11 protein-coding genes and 2 tRNA genes are annotated in these 17,325 nt (G+C 51.6%); 4 read left to right on the forward strand and 9 right to left on the reverse strand.

The features are described 5' to 3' along the window. Positions 1–158 precede the first annotated feature (158 nt). Together GY169_RS08755 and mtfA are read right to left on the reverse strand one after the other, a co-directional pair. Positions 159–234: transfer RNA gene (locus GY169_RS08755), tRNA-Asn, on the reverse strand. Positions 235–334: 100 nt separating this feature from the next. Then, a complete protein-coding gene (gene mtfA / locus GY169_RS08760) occupies positions 335–1,132 on the reverse strand; it encodes a DgsA anti-repressor MtfA (protein ID WP_167575511.1) in 798 nt (265 codons plus the stop codon). Positions 1,133–1,222: 90 nt separating this feature from the next. On the opposite strand from mtfA, the gene GY169_RS08765 reads away from it, so the two are divergent. After that, positions 1,223–1,312 (forward strand) — tRNA-Ser (locus GY169_RS08765). Positions 1,313–1,578: 266 nt separating this feature from the next. Here the strand turns inward: GY169_RS08765 and GY169_RS08770 are convergent. Next, positions 1,579–3,555 (reverse strand): alkyl/aryl-sulfatase, encoded by a 1,977-nt coding sequence (locus GY169_RS08770; protein WP_167575512.1) that lies wholly within the window; start codon positions 3,553–3,555, stop codon positions 1,579–1,581. A gap of 627 nt (positions 3,556–4,182) precedes the next feature. Between GY169_RS08770 and lpxO the strand changes: the two genes are divergently transcribed. Both lpxO and GY169_RS08780 read left to right on the forward strand, forming a co-directional pair. Continuing rightward, positions 4,183–5,085 carry a lipid A hydroxylase LpxO gene (gene lpxO, locus GY169_RS08775; RefSeq protein WP_167575513.1) on the forward strand — a complete coding sequence of 301 codons (903 nt, stop codon included), beginning with the start codon at positions 4,183–4,185 and terminating at the stop codon, positions 5,083–5,085. A gap of 183 nt (positions 5,086–5,268) precedes the next feature. Beyond that, entirely contained in the window at positions 5,269–5,898 is a 630-nt protein-coding gene (locus GY169_RS08780) for a winged helix-turn-helix transcriptional regulator (protein ID WP_167575514.1), read from the forward strand. A gap of 53 nt (positions 5,899–5,951) precedes the next feature. Here GY169_RS08780 and GY169_RS08785 read toward each other — a convergent pair whose 3' ends face one another. Then, positions 5,952–6,335 (reverse strand): hypothetical protein, encoded by a 384-nt coding sequence (locus tag GY169_RS08785; protein WP_167575515.1) that lies wholly within the window; start codon positions 6,333–6,335, stop codon positions 5,952–5,954. A 254-nt stretch (positions 6,336–6,589) separates the two neighbouring features. On the opposite strand from GY169_RS08785, the gene GY169_RS08790 reads away from it, so the two are divergent. Further along, a complete protein-coding gene (locus GY169_RS08790) occupies positions 6,590–8,572 on the forward strand; it encodes an alkyl/aryl-sulfatase (protein ID WP_167575516.1) in 1,983 nt (660 codons plus the stop codon). A 58-nt stretch (positions 8,573–8,630) separates the two neighbouring features. Here the strand turns inward: GY169_RS08790 and GY169_RS08795 are convergent, their stop codons facing one another. The 5 genes from GY169_RS08795 to GY169_RS08815 all read right to left on the reverse strand — a co-directional run bounded on the left by GY169_RS08795 (position 8,631) and on the right by GY169_RS08815 (position 17,008). Beyond that, positions 8,631–9,611: a LacI family DNA-binding transcriptional regulator gene (locus tag GY169_RS08795; RefSeq protein WP_167575517.1), complete on the reverse strand. Its 981-nt coding sequence runs from the start codon at positions 9,609–9,611 to the stop codon at positions 8,631–8,633. A 17-nt stretch (positions 9,612–9,628) separates the two neighbouring features. After that, a complete protein-coding gene (locus GY169_RS08800; RefSeq protein WP_163449329.1) occupies positions 9,629–10,531 on the reverse strand; it encodes an ROK family protein in 903 nt (300 codons plus the stop codon). A gap of 195 nt (positions 10,532–10,726) precedes the next feature. Continuing rightward, positions 10,727–13,096, reverse strand: a complete 2,370-nt coding sequence (locus GY169_RS08805) for an autotransporter domain-containing protein (RefSeq protein ID WP_223882156.1) — start codon at positions 13,094–13,096, stop codon at positions 10,727–10,729. 691 nt (positions 13,097–13,787) lie between these two features. Beyond that, positions 13,788–15,437 carry a class I fumarate hydratase FumA gene (fumA, locus tag GY169_RS08810; protein WP_163449331.1) on the reverse strand — a complete coding sequence of 550 codons (1,650 nt, stop codon included), beginning with the start codon at positions 15,435–15,437 and terminating at the stop codon, positions 13,788–13,790. A 56-nt stretch (positions 15,438–15,493) separates the two neighbouring features. Continuing rightward, positions 15,494–17,008: an anion permease gene (locus tag GY169_RS08815; RefSeq protein ID WP_191091024.1), complete on the reverse strand. Its 1,515-nt coding sequence runs from the start codon at positions 17,006–17,008 to the stop codon at positions 15,494–15,496. Positions 17,009–17,325 lie beyond the last annotated feature (317 nt).

Here is a 17,325-nt window from a genome sequence, read left to right on the forward strand (position 1 = left end):
GTGGTCACTCCATTATCGAACTGAAATGACCCCAAATCAGACCACCAATTTTGCCGGATGCTCAGGGAAAACCAGATACGCATCGGGAAATATTTTCACGCTAACTTATTGAAACCTAATTAAATAGGAACCTATAAGCACGCCTGAAAACAGGAATTTGGCTCCTCTGACTGGACTCGAACCAGTGACATACGGATTAACAGTCCGCCGTTCTACCGACTGAACTACAGAGGAATCGTGTGAACGAGGCGCATAGTACTGGGCACGAATATTTGTGTCAACACTAAATTTAACTTGCTGATTCAATTGGCTGAATTTAGCACAAGGTGTTGTTTTAGTGTACTGCCGGGGGATTTTCATCCTGCTGGCTATTATCTCGCAACCGCTGTAATGGGTCCTGTCCATAGAAACCGCAAAAACGTTGCCACAGCGCCGGGAAGCGTGGAGCGAAAAGTTCAGGCGCGCTGAAAAAGTACTCCGAAAGCACCGCAAAACATTCTGCCGGGTCGGTCGCGGCGTAGGCATCGATGCTGGCGGCGTTTTCGCCAACTAAATCAATCTCATCCTGGATATTATTCATGGCGGCATGCAGGTCGTGTTCCCAACCCGCCACTTCACGCAGCGGAATAAACGGCACGCCGCTGGCTCGGTCACCGTTGCGCGTATCGAGCTTATGCGCGACTTCATGAATAATCAGGTTAAAACCGGAGGCATCGAAGGAATCCTGAATATCGAGCCAGTTGAGTACGATAGGCCCCTGTTGCCAGCTTTGCCCGGACTGAACTATCCGCTGGTTGTGCACCAGCCCAATATCATCCTCCCATTCGTCGTCGACAATAAACGGGGCGGGGTAAATAAGAATTTCATGGAAACCGTCGAGCCACTCTAAGCCAAGCTCCATGACCGGCAGGCAGAACAGCAGCGCAATACGCGCTTCGGTGATCGGTTCAACGGTTAGCCCCTGTAAAAACACCATCCGCTTTTGCTGGAGGAAACGATCGGCAAGCTGGACCAGCTTCACCTGCTCGTCCGTAGACAGATTGGCTAACAGCGGGATCGCCAGGGCCTGCGCCCACGGCAAATCAGCTTTATCGGCAGTGTCACTCGCTTTCCAGGGCCATTTAATCATCATTCTGCTCGTAAACTCGTCACTTGAACGTAATTGAAGAGACTGGGTCTGTTAAAATGCCAAAATTCCTGGCATGATGGCAACCATCAAAACGGAGAGATGCCGGAGCGGCTGAACGGACCGGTCTCGAAAACCGGAGTAGGGGCAACTCTACCGGGGGTTCAAATCCCCCTCTCTCCGCCACTATTCAAGCACTTACGTCGTTTCATTTCAGTGACTGAAATCCCACTGAGAAAATCCTTCGAGAAAACAATGCACCGGAAATGGCTTCCGGCGTGTATCTATTTTACCCCTTTTTGTTCGATGTCGGGCTGATCTCACCGTACGAGCATACACTCATAAGTGCCTTCCTGAATGGAAACAGAACATTGGGGGCGAGGTTAATACGGATTGCGTTTTAAATGAGCTAATAAAAAGCTGCCCGTAGGCAGCTTTTTACACAGCGGGGATTACGGCGTGACGATATTGAACCAGAATTCAAATTTGTCCATGTAGCCCAGCATCTCATCAAGCTTAGCACCGTTGCCGGTGACCTTAACTTCACCTTTCTCTTCAGCCTGCTTGAGCGTTTCTTCTTTCAGGATGATCTTATTTAGCGTCGCGCGGTCGAGCGCGATGGTCGCATCGGCATCTTTCGCTTCTGCGTTCGCCGTGTGGTTCAGCACGCCGTTTTCCAGCTCCAGCTTGTATTTACCGCCATCGCTGCCAAGATCAATGTTAAACACCGACTTCGCTGTGCCGGCTTTCTCGCCGTTAATATGGACCGCCAGATAGTCGAAGAACATCTCTGGTGTCATCGCGCGCACGGTATCCGGACTGGCCGTATTTGGCGTAGGTCCTTTCACCACGCCGTTACGCAATTCCTGCGCGCCGGTCAGGTAGAAGTTACGCCACGGGCCTGATTCTGCCTGATAACCCAGCTGTTCCAGCGCATCCGCTTCAAGATTACGCGCGTCCTGGTTATTCGGGTCGGCAAACACAATTTTGCTGACAACCTGAGCCACCCAACGGTAGTTGCCCTGATCGTAGTCCTCTTTGGCCTTCTTCATGATGGCGTCTGCACCGCCCATATAATCAACGAACTTCTTCGCCGCTTCTTCAGGTGGCAGTTCATCGAGGGTGGCCGGGTTGCCATCGAACCAGCCAAGGTACAGCACATAGGTCGCCTTCACGTCATGACTCACGGAGCCATAGTAACCACGGTTTGCCCAGGTGTGTGCCAGGCTATCCGGCAGCTTGAAGTTGGCGGCAATTTCATCACGGGTCAGGCCCTGGTTAGCCATGCGTAACGTCTGGTCGTTGATATAACGATAGAGGTCTCGCTGGCTCTTCAGCAGGTTAACCACATTTTCGTTGCCCCAGGTCGGCCAGTGGTGTTGGGCCATAATGATTTCAGCTTTGTCGCCCCAGCGAACAATCGCTTCGTTGATGTACTTAGACCACGGCAACGGCTCACGAATTTTCGCGCCGCGCAGAGAGTAAGTGTTGTGCAGGGTGTGGGTTACGTCTTCCGCAGACTCGATGAGTTTTTTCTCTTCGATATACCACAACATTTCAGACGGAGCTTCAGAACCCGGCGCCAGCATGAAGTCGTAGGTCAGGCCATCAATCACTTCTTTCTGGCCGTCTTTGTCGATGATATTGGTGGGGGCAATCAGGGTAACCGTACCCGCTGAGGTCGTGGTACCAAGACCCGCGCCAACCTGTCCCTTCGCGTCAGGTTTCAGCAGGTTGCCGTACATGTAGCTGGCACGACGGCTCATAACGTTACCGGCCATGATATTTTCCGCCACCGCGGCTTCCATAAAGCCTGCCGGCGCATACACCTTCACTTTACCGGATTTCACATCGGCTTCATCCACCACGCCGCGTACGCCACCATAGTGGTCAACGTGGCTGTGGGTATAAATAATCGCGACAACCGGTTTTTTACCGCGATTTTTGTAGTACAGGTCCATCCCGACTTTGGCGGTTTCGGCAGAAACCAGCGGGTCAACGACCGTAACGCCTTCTTTACCTTCAATGATGGTCATATTGGAGAGGTCGAGGTTACGGATCTGGTAGACGCCGTCGGTGACTTCAAACAGGCCGCTGATGTTGATCAGCTGAGACTGGCGCCACAGACTTGGGTTGACGGTATCGGGGGCCTTTTCACCTTCTTTGATAAACGCATACTGCTGGGGATTCCAGATGACGTTACCCTGTTCGCCCTTGATAACGTCAGCAGGCAGAGCGGCAATAAATCCCTTATGCGCATTAGTAAAATCGGTATTGTCAGAGAATGGTAATTGGTTATACAGCGCGTCGTTGGCTTTTTTGGTGGTGTCGGTTGCCTCTTTGGGGGTGATATCAGCATAAGCCGGCAGAATGACCGTTGACATCAGCCCGGCAAGCGCCAGACTTTTGACAATAAGCTTCAGTTTCATTGGAACCCTCTTTGACTTGTTGGACCGGATAATACATTTACGACACTAACTTCTTAATACATCTACAGATATTTATGTTTAAACATAACCTTATTTTTACATTTGGCAATGTGAAGCCATTAAAAACTTGCCTTAACGTGATAGTAATATTGTTTTTTTGAAGTAAATAGTCGGCTTCTTTTTAAGTGATTGAAATTTATGTATTTTATTTTTAATTTTACATTATATTTGAATTTGACTAATTATGTTTTTTCTACTAGCAATGCGCGTTTATAAAGTTCGGAAATAATGAGTAAATTCCGTGAAATTAATGAGTTGTTAACAAGTTATTGGGTTTTGTGAGTGTGTCTCAAGAAAAGATGTATCGGAAACAGGCTCCATAACGTTATTTCACAAAAGAGACTGTTAACCATACTGTTAATTTAGTGGTGGTATTATTCTGAATCAGAAGGGATAGCTGCCGTTCGTGCTGGTGGCGCAGTCCGACATTTTTGCTCTGCTCATCGCTTTTGCCCGCTGATTTTGTTCGTGGCAGATTTTCTTTGCTAAGATTTTTGGGCTGCGGATTTCTGATGCCGCGGTCATCGAACGAAACGTTTAAAGTAACCTATGGTCGGGTGAGCAAAGATGAAGTACATCATTCTGCTGATAATTATTATTTCCGTGCTCTATGTGCATTTCCGGGGAAAGGTGCGGTTTCGCTTCTGGCGCCAGCTTTCCGATCATTCGACGTTCACGGCACCGTTGAATGGTTTTATGTATCTTTTCTCGCGCGTCGACAATACGCCATATCTCCGCCCAGACGCTTTTCCCGAGCTTGCTGTGTTACAGGAACACTGGGAAGTGATTCGTGACGAAGGGGTCCATCTGCAAAATATGGAGAAAATTAAAGCGGCCGAAAAATACAACGACGCTGGCTTTAACTCATTTTTTAAAACCGGATGGAAACGTTTCTACCTGAAATGGTATGAGGAAGCGCATCCGTCGGCCAGCACACTGTGCCCGAGAACCACCGAACTGTTGCGTAGCATTCCCTCAGTGAAGGCGGCGATGTTTGCTACGCTGCCTGACGGTAGTCGCTTACCGCGTCATCGTGACCCTTATGCAGGCTCATTGCGTTTCCACCTGGGTCTGTTGACGCCCAATGACGATCGTTGCTTTATTGAGGTCGACGGCGAACGCTATAGCTGGCGTGATGGTGAAGGGGTTCTGTTTGATGAAACCTATATACACTACGCAGAAAATACAAGCGGTGAGAATCGCCTGATTTTGTTCTGCGATATTGAGCGCCCTATGCGTTACCGCTGGGCGCAAAGGGTAAACCATTGGCTGGGACGCAATTTAATGAGTGCGGCGGTAGCGCCGAATGACGTCGGCGACCGTATCGGCGGCATTAATCGTAGTTTTCGTTATATTTATCAGATTCGTATTGTGGGAAAACGGCTGAAAAAATGGAATAAGGCGGTGTACTACATCGTTAAATGGGCGCTATTTGCGGGGATCGCGGTACTTATCTGGCGAGCATTTTGAGTCGGCGACCCTGGTCGCCGTTTCTATAATGATAGGCCAGGGAATTGCTTACTTTGTTTAGATTTAAACAAAGTTGCGGTTTATCGCGGGTTCGGGATATGCGTAAATGCTTAATTGTGCAATTTTTACGGACATCCTGTTGCGCTCTATAATCGTAAGGAATGGAACTAATCAGGTATTTCTATGCATATTTTACCGCCTATCCGCCCGGAACAAAGTATCCAGCGTTTGACGGCACTGCTTGAGCCGATTGCCGAAAAAATGAAGGTTGTGCCGCGAAAGCGCATGACCTGGACATACAAAAACCAGCCCCAGCTGTACCTGTTTCAGCAAGGTGAGCTGTCAATCCTCAGGGCTTCCGACGGGCTCTTGATTGTCTCCGTTTATGACCCGCACCTGTTTGGCATTGCCGAAATGATCCAGCCCGTACGGGGCCATTTGCTGCGTGCCGAAACCGAGTCCACGATCCTGCGCGTCGATGCAAACACCGCGATGGAGATGTTTCGTCAGCACGGGGTGTGGGAAGACGTTGCCGCGCTGCTGTCTTACCACACTGCCTATCTTTTTTATCGCGATGCGCTGGTGGTTCAGCAGCGGACCTACTCGGTGATTCGTAACCATTTGCTGGATATGAGCCAACTGCCGGAAGAGATGCGCATGCGCGTATCGATTCTTGATTATATTCAGGAACGTACGCACCTGTCGCGCAGTAGCATATTAAACGTGCTATCAGCATTGAAGAGCGGCCACTATATAACGTTTAAACGTGGCGGCTATCTTACGGAACTGCATAATTTACCGGAACGCTTTTAATAAAACGTTCCTCCTAAAGATTAAAGGCTACCGCCTCAGACGGTAGCCTTTAATCATACCTCGGTAAGAGGTCGAAGGACCTCATTGACTTGCTGTAATCCAGCCGCGTTCTGCTCCTTCAAATAGAGGTTGTTCATCAGTCGAATTTGATCAAGTTTTGATAGAGAGATATAAACCTGATGCGCCTGACTGTGCTCGTCAAATATTTCCGCCGTTTTCACATTCAGCAGATAGTCCGTCTTCAGATTCAGCGTTGTATTATCAAGAATCGATTTATTCTGCTGATAGAGTGAACTCATTGCAGCAACGTCAGCTGATGGCGAGCCATTTTGTACGACAGGAATTTGGATCGCGTCAATTTTCGTCAGCATGGCGGGAGGTTGTGAAGTGCAGCCCGCTAGCCAGAATGTCAACACCATAAGCAGCAGTTTACGCATTAGTTTTCCTGAGATAAATGAATATGCTGCTCATTATCTTTTTTCGCTGCGATATCGCGAGTGTTGATTTATCCATTTTTAAATGATACGAAGTCTTGACGTCCAAATTTAAATTTAAATGACTTATCTTTTCCTCTGTATCTCTGCCGGTGCTAGCTTAATGCCATTGTTATTTTCGTTAGATGTCACCTGCCGCTGATTATTTATATCAATATTTTCTTTCCTGTGCGGCGAAATGTAAAAACAGAGGTTTTATGAAACTGAATAAAATGGTTGGCTGGATGGCTATTGCCGGCGTGTGCTCAACATCCCTGATTTCTCTGCCTGTTATGGCACAGGAAATGGGAAACGATGCCACGGTACAGACCAAAACGAGCAATGACGCGCTGTACAAAACCCTGCCGTTCGCCGACCAGACCGACTTTATGAATGCGCATAAGGGTTTTATTGCTCCACTGCCACAGGAGTTGATTAAAGGCGCAGCCGGCAACGTGGTATGGAATCCTCAGCAGTACAACTTCATCAAAGAGGGAGAGAAAGCACCGGATACTGTCAACCCGAGCCTGTGGCGTCAGTCTCAGTTGATCAACATCGGCGGCCTGTTTGAAGTCACCGACGGCGTCTACCAGATCCGTAACCTCGACCTCTCCAATATGACCATCATGGAAGGCAAAGAGGGGATCACGGTCATTGATCCATTAGTTTCCGCCGAAACGGCGAAAGTCGGGATGGACCTGTACTACAAAAATCGCGGTAAGAAGCCCGTTGTTGCGATTATCTATACCCACAGCCATGTGGATCACTACGGCGGCGTACGTGGCGTGGTGGATGAGGCCGACGTGAAATCCGGTAAGGTAAAAGTTTACGCGCCCGCAGGCTTTATGCAGGAAGCCGTGTCGGAAAACATTATGGCCGGCAATGCCATGAGTCGGCGTGCCAGCTATATGTACGGCAACCTGCTGAAGCCGGGGGCCAAAGGTCAGGTGGGCGCAGGGCTGGGAACCACCACGTCCGCAGGGACCGTGACGTTAATTGAGCCGACTGATTACATTACCCACACCGGGCAAAAAGAGGTCATCGATGGCCTGACCTATGACTTTATGATGGCGCCAGGTTCGGAAGCACCTTCAGAAATGCTGTGGTATGTGGAAGAGAAGGGGATGATCGAAGCGGCGGAAGACGTAACCCACACCCTCCACAACACTTACTCTCTGCGCGGCGCGAAAATTCGTGATCCGCTGGCGTGGTCGAAGTATGTCAATGATGTGATTGATCGCTGGGGCGGTAAGGCGAAAATTATTATCGCTCAGCACCACTGGCCGACCTGGGGCAATGAAAACGTCGTTAAGTTGATGAAAAGTCAACGCGATATGTATCGTTATATCAACGACCAGACGTTACGTTTGGCTAACCAGGGCCTGACCCGCGATGAAATTGCCGCTAACTTCAAGCTGCCGTCGGGCCTGGCAAACTCATGGGCCAGCCGCGGTTATTATGGCTCCGTGAGTCATGACGTGAAGGCGACTTACGTGTTTTACCTCGGTTGGTTTAATGGCAACCCGGCCACCCTCGACGAGCTGGCACCGACCGATGCCGCGAAGAAATATGTCGATTATATGGGCGGTGCGGATGCCATTATGCAAAAAGCGAAAGCTGACTACGCGCAGGGGCACTATCGCTGGGTGGCGCAGGTCACCAACCAAATCGTCTTCGCTGATCCGAGTAACCAGGCGGCACGTAATCTGGAGGCAGATGCGCTGGAACAGCTGGGTTATCAAGCTGAGTCAGGCCCGTGGCGTAACTTCTACCTGACCGGCGCGCAGGAACTGCGTAACGGCGTGGTGAAAGGACCTACGCCAAATACGGCCAGCCCGGATACCGTCAAGGCGATGTCGCCGGAGATGTTCTTCGACTATCTGGCGGTGCATATTAACGGCGAAAAGGCGGCGAACGCGAAAGCGGTGTTTAACGTCGATCTCGGCGGCGAGGGGGGCAAATACAAGCTGGAGCTGGAAAACGGCGTGCTGAACCATAGCGCGAACGTTCAGGCCAGCAACCCGGACGCCACCATTGTGCTTAACCGCGAAACCCTCAACAAAATTATCCTGAAGCAAGAATCGTTGCAGCAGGCGGAAGCGCAGGGAGACGTACGCGTCACCGGCAATCATGCGAAGCTGGACGAGATGCTAAGCTATATGGATAAATTCGAATTCTGGTTCAATATGGTGACGCCATAAGCGTTCAGGAGAGCCCGGACGAGGCGAGAACGCTGAGCCGGGCATTGACGATAGTCCGTTACGCGCCAGAGCTGGCGCGTACCACCAGTTCTACCGGCAGCAGAATGTTGGTTTCCATTTGCCCGGACAACAATACCGCCAGCGCTTCGCGCCCCAATCGCTGCTTATCGACCGCAATGGTGGTTAACGGCGGCTGCGACCATGCCGCAGGTTCAATATCATCAAACCCCACCAATGCAATGTCTTGTGGCACGCGTAGCCCACGTTCGGCGCACACCGCTAACACCAGCAGCGCGGTGGCATCGTTGTAGGCAAAAATCGCATCCGGCGGCTCGGCGAGATCGAAAAGCTCGTGAATGGCGCGCACCAGGGATTGCTCGGTATCAAGTTGCGGTAGCGCGATGGCCTCGTACTCCGGAGGCATCAGCAGCTGAGCCTCATACAGCGCCTGGCGATAGCCTTTTTCACGCTGACGGATACTGTAGTGTGACAGCGTGCTGGCGAGAAAAGCGATGCGCTTACGGCCCAGCGACAACAAATGACGGGTGGCAAGGTAGCCGCCCTGCATATTATCGGGGTTGATGCAGGGCAGACCCGGCGACCAGAGATCGACCAGGACCAGCGGCAGCTTTAGCTGTTCCAGCAGGGCTATTAGCTCTGGCTCAAAAAAACCGGCGCAGATTAGCGCATCAGGCCGGTGAAGCATCACCTGTTCAGCCAGCGCGTCACCGGGGCCGGTTGCCAGAAAACTCAAGGCGATACCCTGTTCACGACACTCGGCCTCAATGGCCAAAAACAGCGGCGAATAGAAGGGCAGCGCGCGGTTGATATTGTGTTGCCGATGGAGCAAAAACAGAACGCGTTTTATTTTATCGCTGCGCAGGCGCGAAAAATCGTAACCCTGCTGCTCGGCAGCGGCGATGATGCGCTGCCGGGTTTCCTCGCGCAGGCCGGGTTGACCTTTCAGTGCGCGGGATACCGCTCCTGGCGATACGCCGCACGCGGCGGCAATATCGCGAATTCTGACTGCTTTAGCCATCTCTCTCTCGATGTGTGTTATCGACGTTGCGCCCCAAGCCAGGCTGCGCCACGCACGCCGCTGCTGTCACCATGGCGCGCCTGTACGACAGGGGTACAGCATTGCTTACCAAAGACATACTGCGCAATGCGTTCCTGCAGGCCGGTATACAGCTGTGGAATATTCGACACCCCGCCGCCAAGCACGATGGCATCCGGATCGAGGGTATTCACGATTCCCGCTAGCGCGCGCGCCACCTGGTCCTGATAGCGATCCCATAGCGCGGCAATCACCGTATTCCCCGCATTCAGCTGAGCAATAATTTCCGGTACCTTATCATGTTTACTAAATATCTGGAAATATTGCCTTTCCAGGCCGCTACCGGAGATAAAACTCTCGATACAGTTGGTTTGCCCGCAGTAGCAAACCTCGCTGGCACCGTCTTTCTCGGGGTGATAGTGAGGAAGCGCGTTGTGCCCCCATTCGCCAGCACAGGCATTGGGCCCGGTAATCAAACGGTTGTCGACGCACAGACCGCCACCGCACCCGGTGCCTAAGATAACGCCGAAGACGACGTCGTAGTCTTTACCTGCGCCGTCGATGGCTTCCGATAAGGTAAAGCAGTTAGCGTCATTGGTTACGGCAACGGGCATGGCAAGCTGCTGCTCGAGGTGCTGGACAAATGGCTGCTGATTTAGCACCAGGATGTTCGAATTTTTGATTAAACCGTCGCGGCCTGCGGCGCCCGGTATTCCCAGACCTATGGAGATATTGTGTTGTGTGGCGTCGCGCGCAGCATGAATGGCGCTGATGACAGCCTGCAAGAAATCCTCATAGCGCTGTTTTGGCGTAGCGTAGCGCTGCCGATAGATGATTTCCCCCCCATCATCTAATACCACTGCCTCTATCTTTGTCCCGCCGATATCCAGTCCTAATCTCATGGTTGCTGTCCTGTTGTTGGAAACGATGGCGGAAGTGTAGAGCTTTTGTTTACTATACAAAATGTGTAATGCGGAAAAATGTGAGATGGAGAGGTTGGAAAGGCGACAAATTAACAGGATGAAGTGAGAGTACGTATAGTGGACAAGCTGGGAGGGTATAAAAAAGGCCCTGAAGAGTCAGGGCCTGAAGAGTGATTAGAAGTGGTAACTTACGCCTGCCTGGACGCTGGCATCGTTATCCACATCGCCGGTACCGAAGTACACGCCGGTATTCAGAGAGAAATCTTTACCGATGGTGGTATTAATCCCTGCGCCGAAGATACCCATGGTGGCGTTATGACCGTTGGTGTTGTGATAGTCCGCCGCTTTGATATCGGAGTTATCGCTAAACTCGGTTTGATAGCGCGCATCCAGCCATGGATACAGCTCAACGTTTTTATTGAGATCCGCCAGTTTGGTGGTCACCCGCATACCGATGCCGGTGTTCCATTCCGATACCTGGCTGTCGCCGAAGGTGATGGCCTGGTCAGAGAAGCCGTCTTCTTGCGCTTTATCCCAGCCGAGGGTTGCGTAAGGCTGGATAACGGTTTCACCTGGCAGTACGACGTTAACGCCCGCCCGCGCTTGGGTGGTGTACAGATTGCCGTCGGAAGACCCGTCCAGAGCCTGGGTCATGCCGGTCGTGGCGTTGCTAACGTTGTTGGCTGAAGTGGAATAGCGCATATCGCCATAGCTGAAGCTGCCGTCAACGAACATGCCCCACAGGTTGTCATGCAGCGACTGTTGCCAGCCACCGTACACGCTGTAGTAGTTACCATAGACGCTGTCGTTAAAGTTGTTGCTACCGCCGTTGGTGCTGCGGTCACGGCTGCGGGTCCAGCCCAGTGCGATACCGCCGGTCAGGCTGTCGCCATTGTTCAGATGCGTGGTCCAGTCCACACCGCCCTGTACGCCCTGAGTAATATCTTTATAGTCAACGTCATCGCTGTAATCGCCGTTCTGGTAGAGGAAATCACCCCAGACCTGCGCACCATCAACGCCGTGGCCGAACAGATTCTGCAAGTGTACCTGGGTCAGGCGGTTCGCCAGATCGTCGGTGATCATGCGGCCGGCTTGTTTGGCGGCATCCAGACCGGCGATCATCCCCTGCACGTCGCTGGCGAGGTCGCCGCGAGAGCTGCTGAACATGACGTTGTACACGGTATCGTTGTTGGCTTGCAGCAGGCCGTTGGACACCGTGCTCGGCTGCGCTTGCTGCGTCAGGCTGTTGTTGTAGTTGTAAGCCCCGTTGCGGCTCTCAACCTGCTGTGCGCCGTTGCTGAAGGCGACGGAGACGGCATTCGATGGGTTGCTGGCGCTGGTGGTATAGGTAGCAATCGCCAGATTCTGCTGGTTTGCGGTGCTCATCGAGGTGTTGCTGACCACCAGATTGCTGTTCGCTGTCGCGCCAACGGTGCCTAAGTTCACCAGGCTGTCGGAAGACATATTGACCTGTACGTTACTACCGGTGGTGTTGGTTACAAACAGCGTAGAACCGGATTGGATATTCCAGGTGGTGTTATCTTCAATGGTATCAACGGTCAGGCTGTTATTACCTGCGGTGTTGACGGTTTCGAACTGAGCGATAGACCCATCAACTGAGCTCCCCGCATCCAGGGAAAGCGTATCGGCGCCCGTACCGCCGTCGACAGTGCCAGTCACATGTGAATTATTCGCTAATGTGATGGAATCATTACCCGTGCCGGTGGTGATATTGCCATTGACCGTCGCGTTGTTCAGTGCGACAGCGGTGTTGCCTTCATTCGTCGCATCAATGTTGCCGGTTAATGTGCTGTCGCTCATTGATACGGTTGCGGCGCTGTGATCGGCGAGGATGATATCGCCAGTAACGTTGCTGTTTCCGCTCAGGTTTAGGCTTGCAGTGGAACTGCTGCCGGTGCCTACCATGGCAATATCACCGGTAACTTTACTATTGCTCAGCGCAACGCTTGAAGCCTGAGTGCCGGATACGCCCATGGCGATGGTGCTACCGTTCAGCAGATTATCAATGGTGGACGCATTGCTATTGCCAGAGATATTATCTTCAAAATATTTTAAAAGAGTTTTGTCTGTCGGTTCGCTGGCCGAGCCAACGACAGTACTATTCTCCAGAGTAATGGTATTATTGCCGCCATTACTCATAGCATAAATGGCTCCCGTTGAACCATTTGTACCGCCGATCGAGCTGTCGGACATCGAGATATTATTATCCCCGCCCGTGACAGCATACACAGAGCCCATTAGCGAGCTGCCATTTTTGATGCTGATATTATTGGTACCAGCGTTAGATCCGGAATCGACAAAGAGTGCCGCGCCGTCCATGTAAGCTTTGTTACCCTGGGCTGGTTTGTAACCATATGCCGTGCTGTCGTCTTCGCCGTTTAAGGTCGAGTTATTAATTGCCAGGTTAACGTTTGTAGAATCGCCGCTGGTATTATTACCAGCTTCAATCATATCGGTGGTGGCATTATTCAGAGTGATATTTTTGGTGCCAATATAACCACCTTGAATATATGTTCCGGACATATCGGTACCATTTACCGTTAAGGACTGCGTATCTCCGGCTGTCTGATCCCACAGATATATCGCGTTGCTATTCTGGGCGTCACTCATAATGGCAGAGCCATTATTGTTTACAAAAATCAATGAGGTGCCGTTTGGTCCTGTGCTGGTTTTATCCTGAAAGCCACAGGTCGTTGTTGATGTACCGGTGCAGGGATCGGTTTGGTCAGCGAGCGCAGAACCTGAGATTGCCGAAAGAGACAGAAGAATGCACTGGGAAAGCAGTGTCAATCGAGCTGTATGACGCATTTTAAAAGTCCTTCATATTGTTTTGTGATAATGACGGACAGAGTATTATTTGAATTAACGATTTTATTAATTCGATAAATGTAATGTTATGTATTGAGTAGGTTGTTATTTTTAATGTTTATTCTTCAGGTGAATAGGACGTTAGCCCTAATCCTATATTTACTCAATGAATGTATTTGATCAATAAATGAGCGCAATCGCGTATTCTGGTCGAATTTCCTGAGGTTTAATTATAAATAAATCATGGCTTGCGTTTAATTGACGTTAATTGATAAATGCATTACGTTTCGTTTTTAGATGTATTGTACAGAATTGAAATATTTTCTTACCGCCATAAAAAAAGCTAGCATTGAATAAATGCTAGCTTGATATCAGAAAAAGATATTAATCAAGGCAGAGCGATAGATTATCGCTGCGCACACCCCGCGCACTGCTTGTTCTGTATCTGCTGGAAGAAATCATTCCCTTTATCATCCACCAGAATAAACGCCGGGAAGTTCTCTACCTCAATTTTCCAGATGGCCTCCATACCCAGTTCCGGGTAGGCCACGCATTCCAGGCTCTTGATGCTGGTTTGCGCTAACACGGCGGCCGGGCCGCCGATGCTGCCAAGGTAGAAACCCCCGTGCTTGTGACAGGCGTCAGTCACCTGCTGGCTACGGTTACCTTTCGCCAGCATCACCATGCTGGCACCGTGAGACTGCAGCAGGTCAACATAGGAGTCCATACGGCCTGCGGTGGTTGGGCCTAAGGAGCCGGAGGCATAACCTTCTGGCGTTTTTGCCGGGCCGGCGTAGTAAACAGGATGGTCTTTGACGTATTGCGGCAGCGGTTCACCGTTATCCAGTAGCTCTTTGAGTTTCGCGTGCGCAATGTCACGGGCCACGATAATGGTGCCGTTCAGCGACAGACGGGTAGAGACCGGGTGAGCGGACAACTGGGCCAGAATATCGCTCATTGGCTGGTTGAGGTTGATGCTGACCGCATCGCCTTCACCCTGCTGACGCAGCGCCTCGGGAATATACTGCGCGGGATTGTGCTCCAGTTTTTCAATCCAGATACCGTCACGGTTGATTTTAGCCTTAATGTTACGGTCGGCAGAGCAGGAGACGCCCATCCCAATCGGACATGATGCGCCGTGACGCGGCAGGCGGATTACGCGGATATCATGGGCGAAATATTTACCGCCAAATTGCGCGCCAAGACCGAGGTTACGCGCTTCTTCCATAAGCTCCTGTTCCAGCTTCACGTCGCGGAACGCCTGACCGTGTTCGTTACCTTCGGTCGGCAGACCGTCGTAGTAGCGAGTGGAGGCCAGCTTGACGGTTTTCAGCGTTGATTCCGCCGACGTCCCGCCGATAACAAACGCAATGTGATACGGCGGGCAGGCTGCTGTCCCCAGCGTACGCATCTTCTCAACCAGGTAATTTTTCAGTTTTGCCGGGGTGATCAGCGCCTTGGTTTCCTGATACAGATACGTTTTGTTCGCGGAACCGCCGCCTTTGGCGATACACAGGAATTTATATTCGTCGCCATCCACGCTGTAGAGGTCAATCTGTGCCGGCAGGTTAGTGCCGGTATTCACTTCTTTATACATGTCCAGCGCGGCATTCTGCGAATAGCGCAGGTTGTCGGAGATATAGGTGTTATACACGCCCTGCGACAGCGCGGCTTCATCGCCACCCCCGGTCCATACGCGCTGGCCCTTTTTACCCATGATGATCGCGGTGCCGGTGTCCTGGCAGGTCGGCAGCACGCCTTTCGCGGCGATGTCGGAGTTACGCAGGAACTGCAGCGCCACGTATTTATCGTTTTCACTGGCTTCCGGGTCGCTGAGAATGGCAGCAACCTGCTGCTGATGAGAAGGGCGCAGCATAAAAGCCGCATCGTGGAACGCCTGCTGGGCCAACAGCGTTAACGCTTCTGGCTCAACCTTGAGAACATCCTGACCGTCAAACTGGGCAACGGAGACGTGTTCACGGCTCAGCAGATAGTATTCGGTATCGTCATGAGACAGTGGGAAGGGGTCCTGGTAGACAAACGGTTTGTTCGACATAGCTCTTCACTCCATAAAAATAAAACCGCCGGAGGTTGCCCGCCGACGGTTATGAATCAGAACATCATAGACATCCACGGGTAGCCGATGACCAGCAGGGCGACCAGGAAGATGCCGCCAAAGATGGTGCCAAGGCGCCAGTAGTCTTTGGTTGGCAGATAGCCGCTGCCGTAGTAAATCGGGCTTGGGCCGGTGCCGTATGGGGTGATGATCCCCATGATACCCAGCGAGGTCACCATCAGCAGCACGAACACTTCCATATTCATACCCGGAATGGTCGAGGCAATGGTGAGCATTGCTGGCAGTAGCGCAGTGGTGTGCGCGGTGGTGCTGGCAAACAGGTAGTGCAGCAGATAGAACGCCAGCAGCAGTATGATGGTCGCTACGCCCGGCGAGATACCGCTCATCAGCATACCGCCTTCTTTACCCAGCCAGCCGATAAAGCCGGTGGAAGAGAGGCCGTCGGCCAGGGCCACAAGGGTAGCGAACCACACGAAAGTGTTCCACGCGGCTTTGTTGCCGGTAATGTCGTTCCACTCCAGCACACCGGTCCACAGCATCAGGCCGATGATCAGCAGGGCGGCCATTGCCGGTTCAATCCACGCCGCGGCGAAGATCCACATCATCAGCGCACAGCAGACAAACACCAGCAGCAGAATTTCATTGCGAGACAGTTTACCCAGTTTCTCCAGCTCACGAGCGGCCCACAGCGGCACCTCATCGTTCACCTTCACTTCCGGTGGGTAGAACCAGTAGGCCAGCAGCGGCATGGTGAGGATAAGCAGCACGCCGAGCGGCAGGAAGGCGATAAACCAGGTACCCCAGGAAATGTTGATACCGACAATGCTTTTCACCAGCGCCAGCGCCAGCAGGTTAGGGGCGAGGGCTGAGAGGAACATCGAGCTGGTAATACAAGCGGCGGTGATAGCCACCCACATCAGGTATGAGCCGATTTTGCGAGCGCTCGGATCGTTCGGTTTGGAGCCATACAGCGGCGGCAGGTTGGCGATAATCGGGTAGATGGTCCCGCCGCTGCGCGCGGTGTTAGAGGGAGTAAACGGCGCCAGAAGCAGGTCCGCCAGCGTGATGGCATAGCCAAGCGTCAGGCTGCGGCGGCCCAGATATTTCACCAGAATCAGCGCCAGTCGGCGGCCAAAGCGGGTCTTATCGTAGCCGGCGGCAAACATAAAGGCGCCAAAGATCAGCCACACGGTAGAGTTACCAAAACCGCTGACCGCCCATTTAAAGGACGCACCCGCCAGATGGAATTTATCGGCAGCCATCTGTTCCGGGCTAAACAGCACCCATTGGCTGCACAGCGCGATGGCGACGACGCCAGTCAGGCCAATCACGGCGCCCGGGAGCGGTTCGAAGATAAGACCCACGATCACGCCGACGAAGATAGCAAAGTAGTGCCAGGCATAAGGAGGAAGCCCGTCAGGAACCGGGACGAAAAGTAACAGCACGGCCACGATAATGGGCAGGGCCATCATCACAAGACGGTTTTTCTTGCCGTCTTTCGGTTTACTCACCGGCGTCGGCGAGTGCGATGTCGCAGATTTCTCGTTCATATTACGCTTCTATAAGTAGTTAATAATTCGATTCGCAAAAACTGCCGGCTGCTTTTTTTAGTTTTTTTACTTTATTTATGTTTCAAAAGTACTGCGGGCAATTTCGAGTATAGGTAATTAACGCTATTTTATTTAGCGCCAATCTGAAAAATTCTTATATTCATATAATGCGCTTTTAAAGGCTATTGCAATTGATCGCGATCAAAAAAAGACAATCATGGTGTTATTTTTATGCTGCGACGAATAACCCTATTAGATTATAGGTTATTAACGACTCATGAAGGCGGTGAAAATTATATATTGAGTGTTTTTAATGC

The sequence above is a fragment of the Kluyvera genomosp. 3 genome, assembly GCF_011765685.1.
Taxonomy (GTDB): Bacteria; Pseudomonadota; Gammaproteobacteria; order Enterobacterales; family Enterobacteriaceae; genus Kluyvera; species Kluyvera georgiana_A.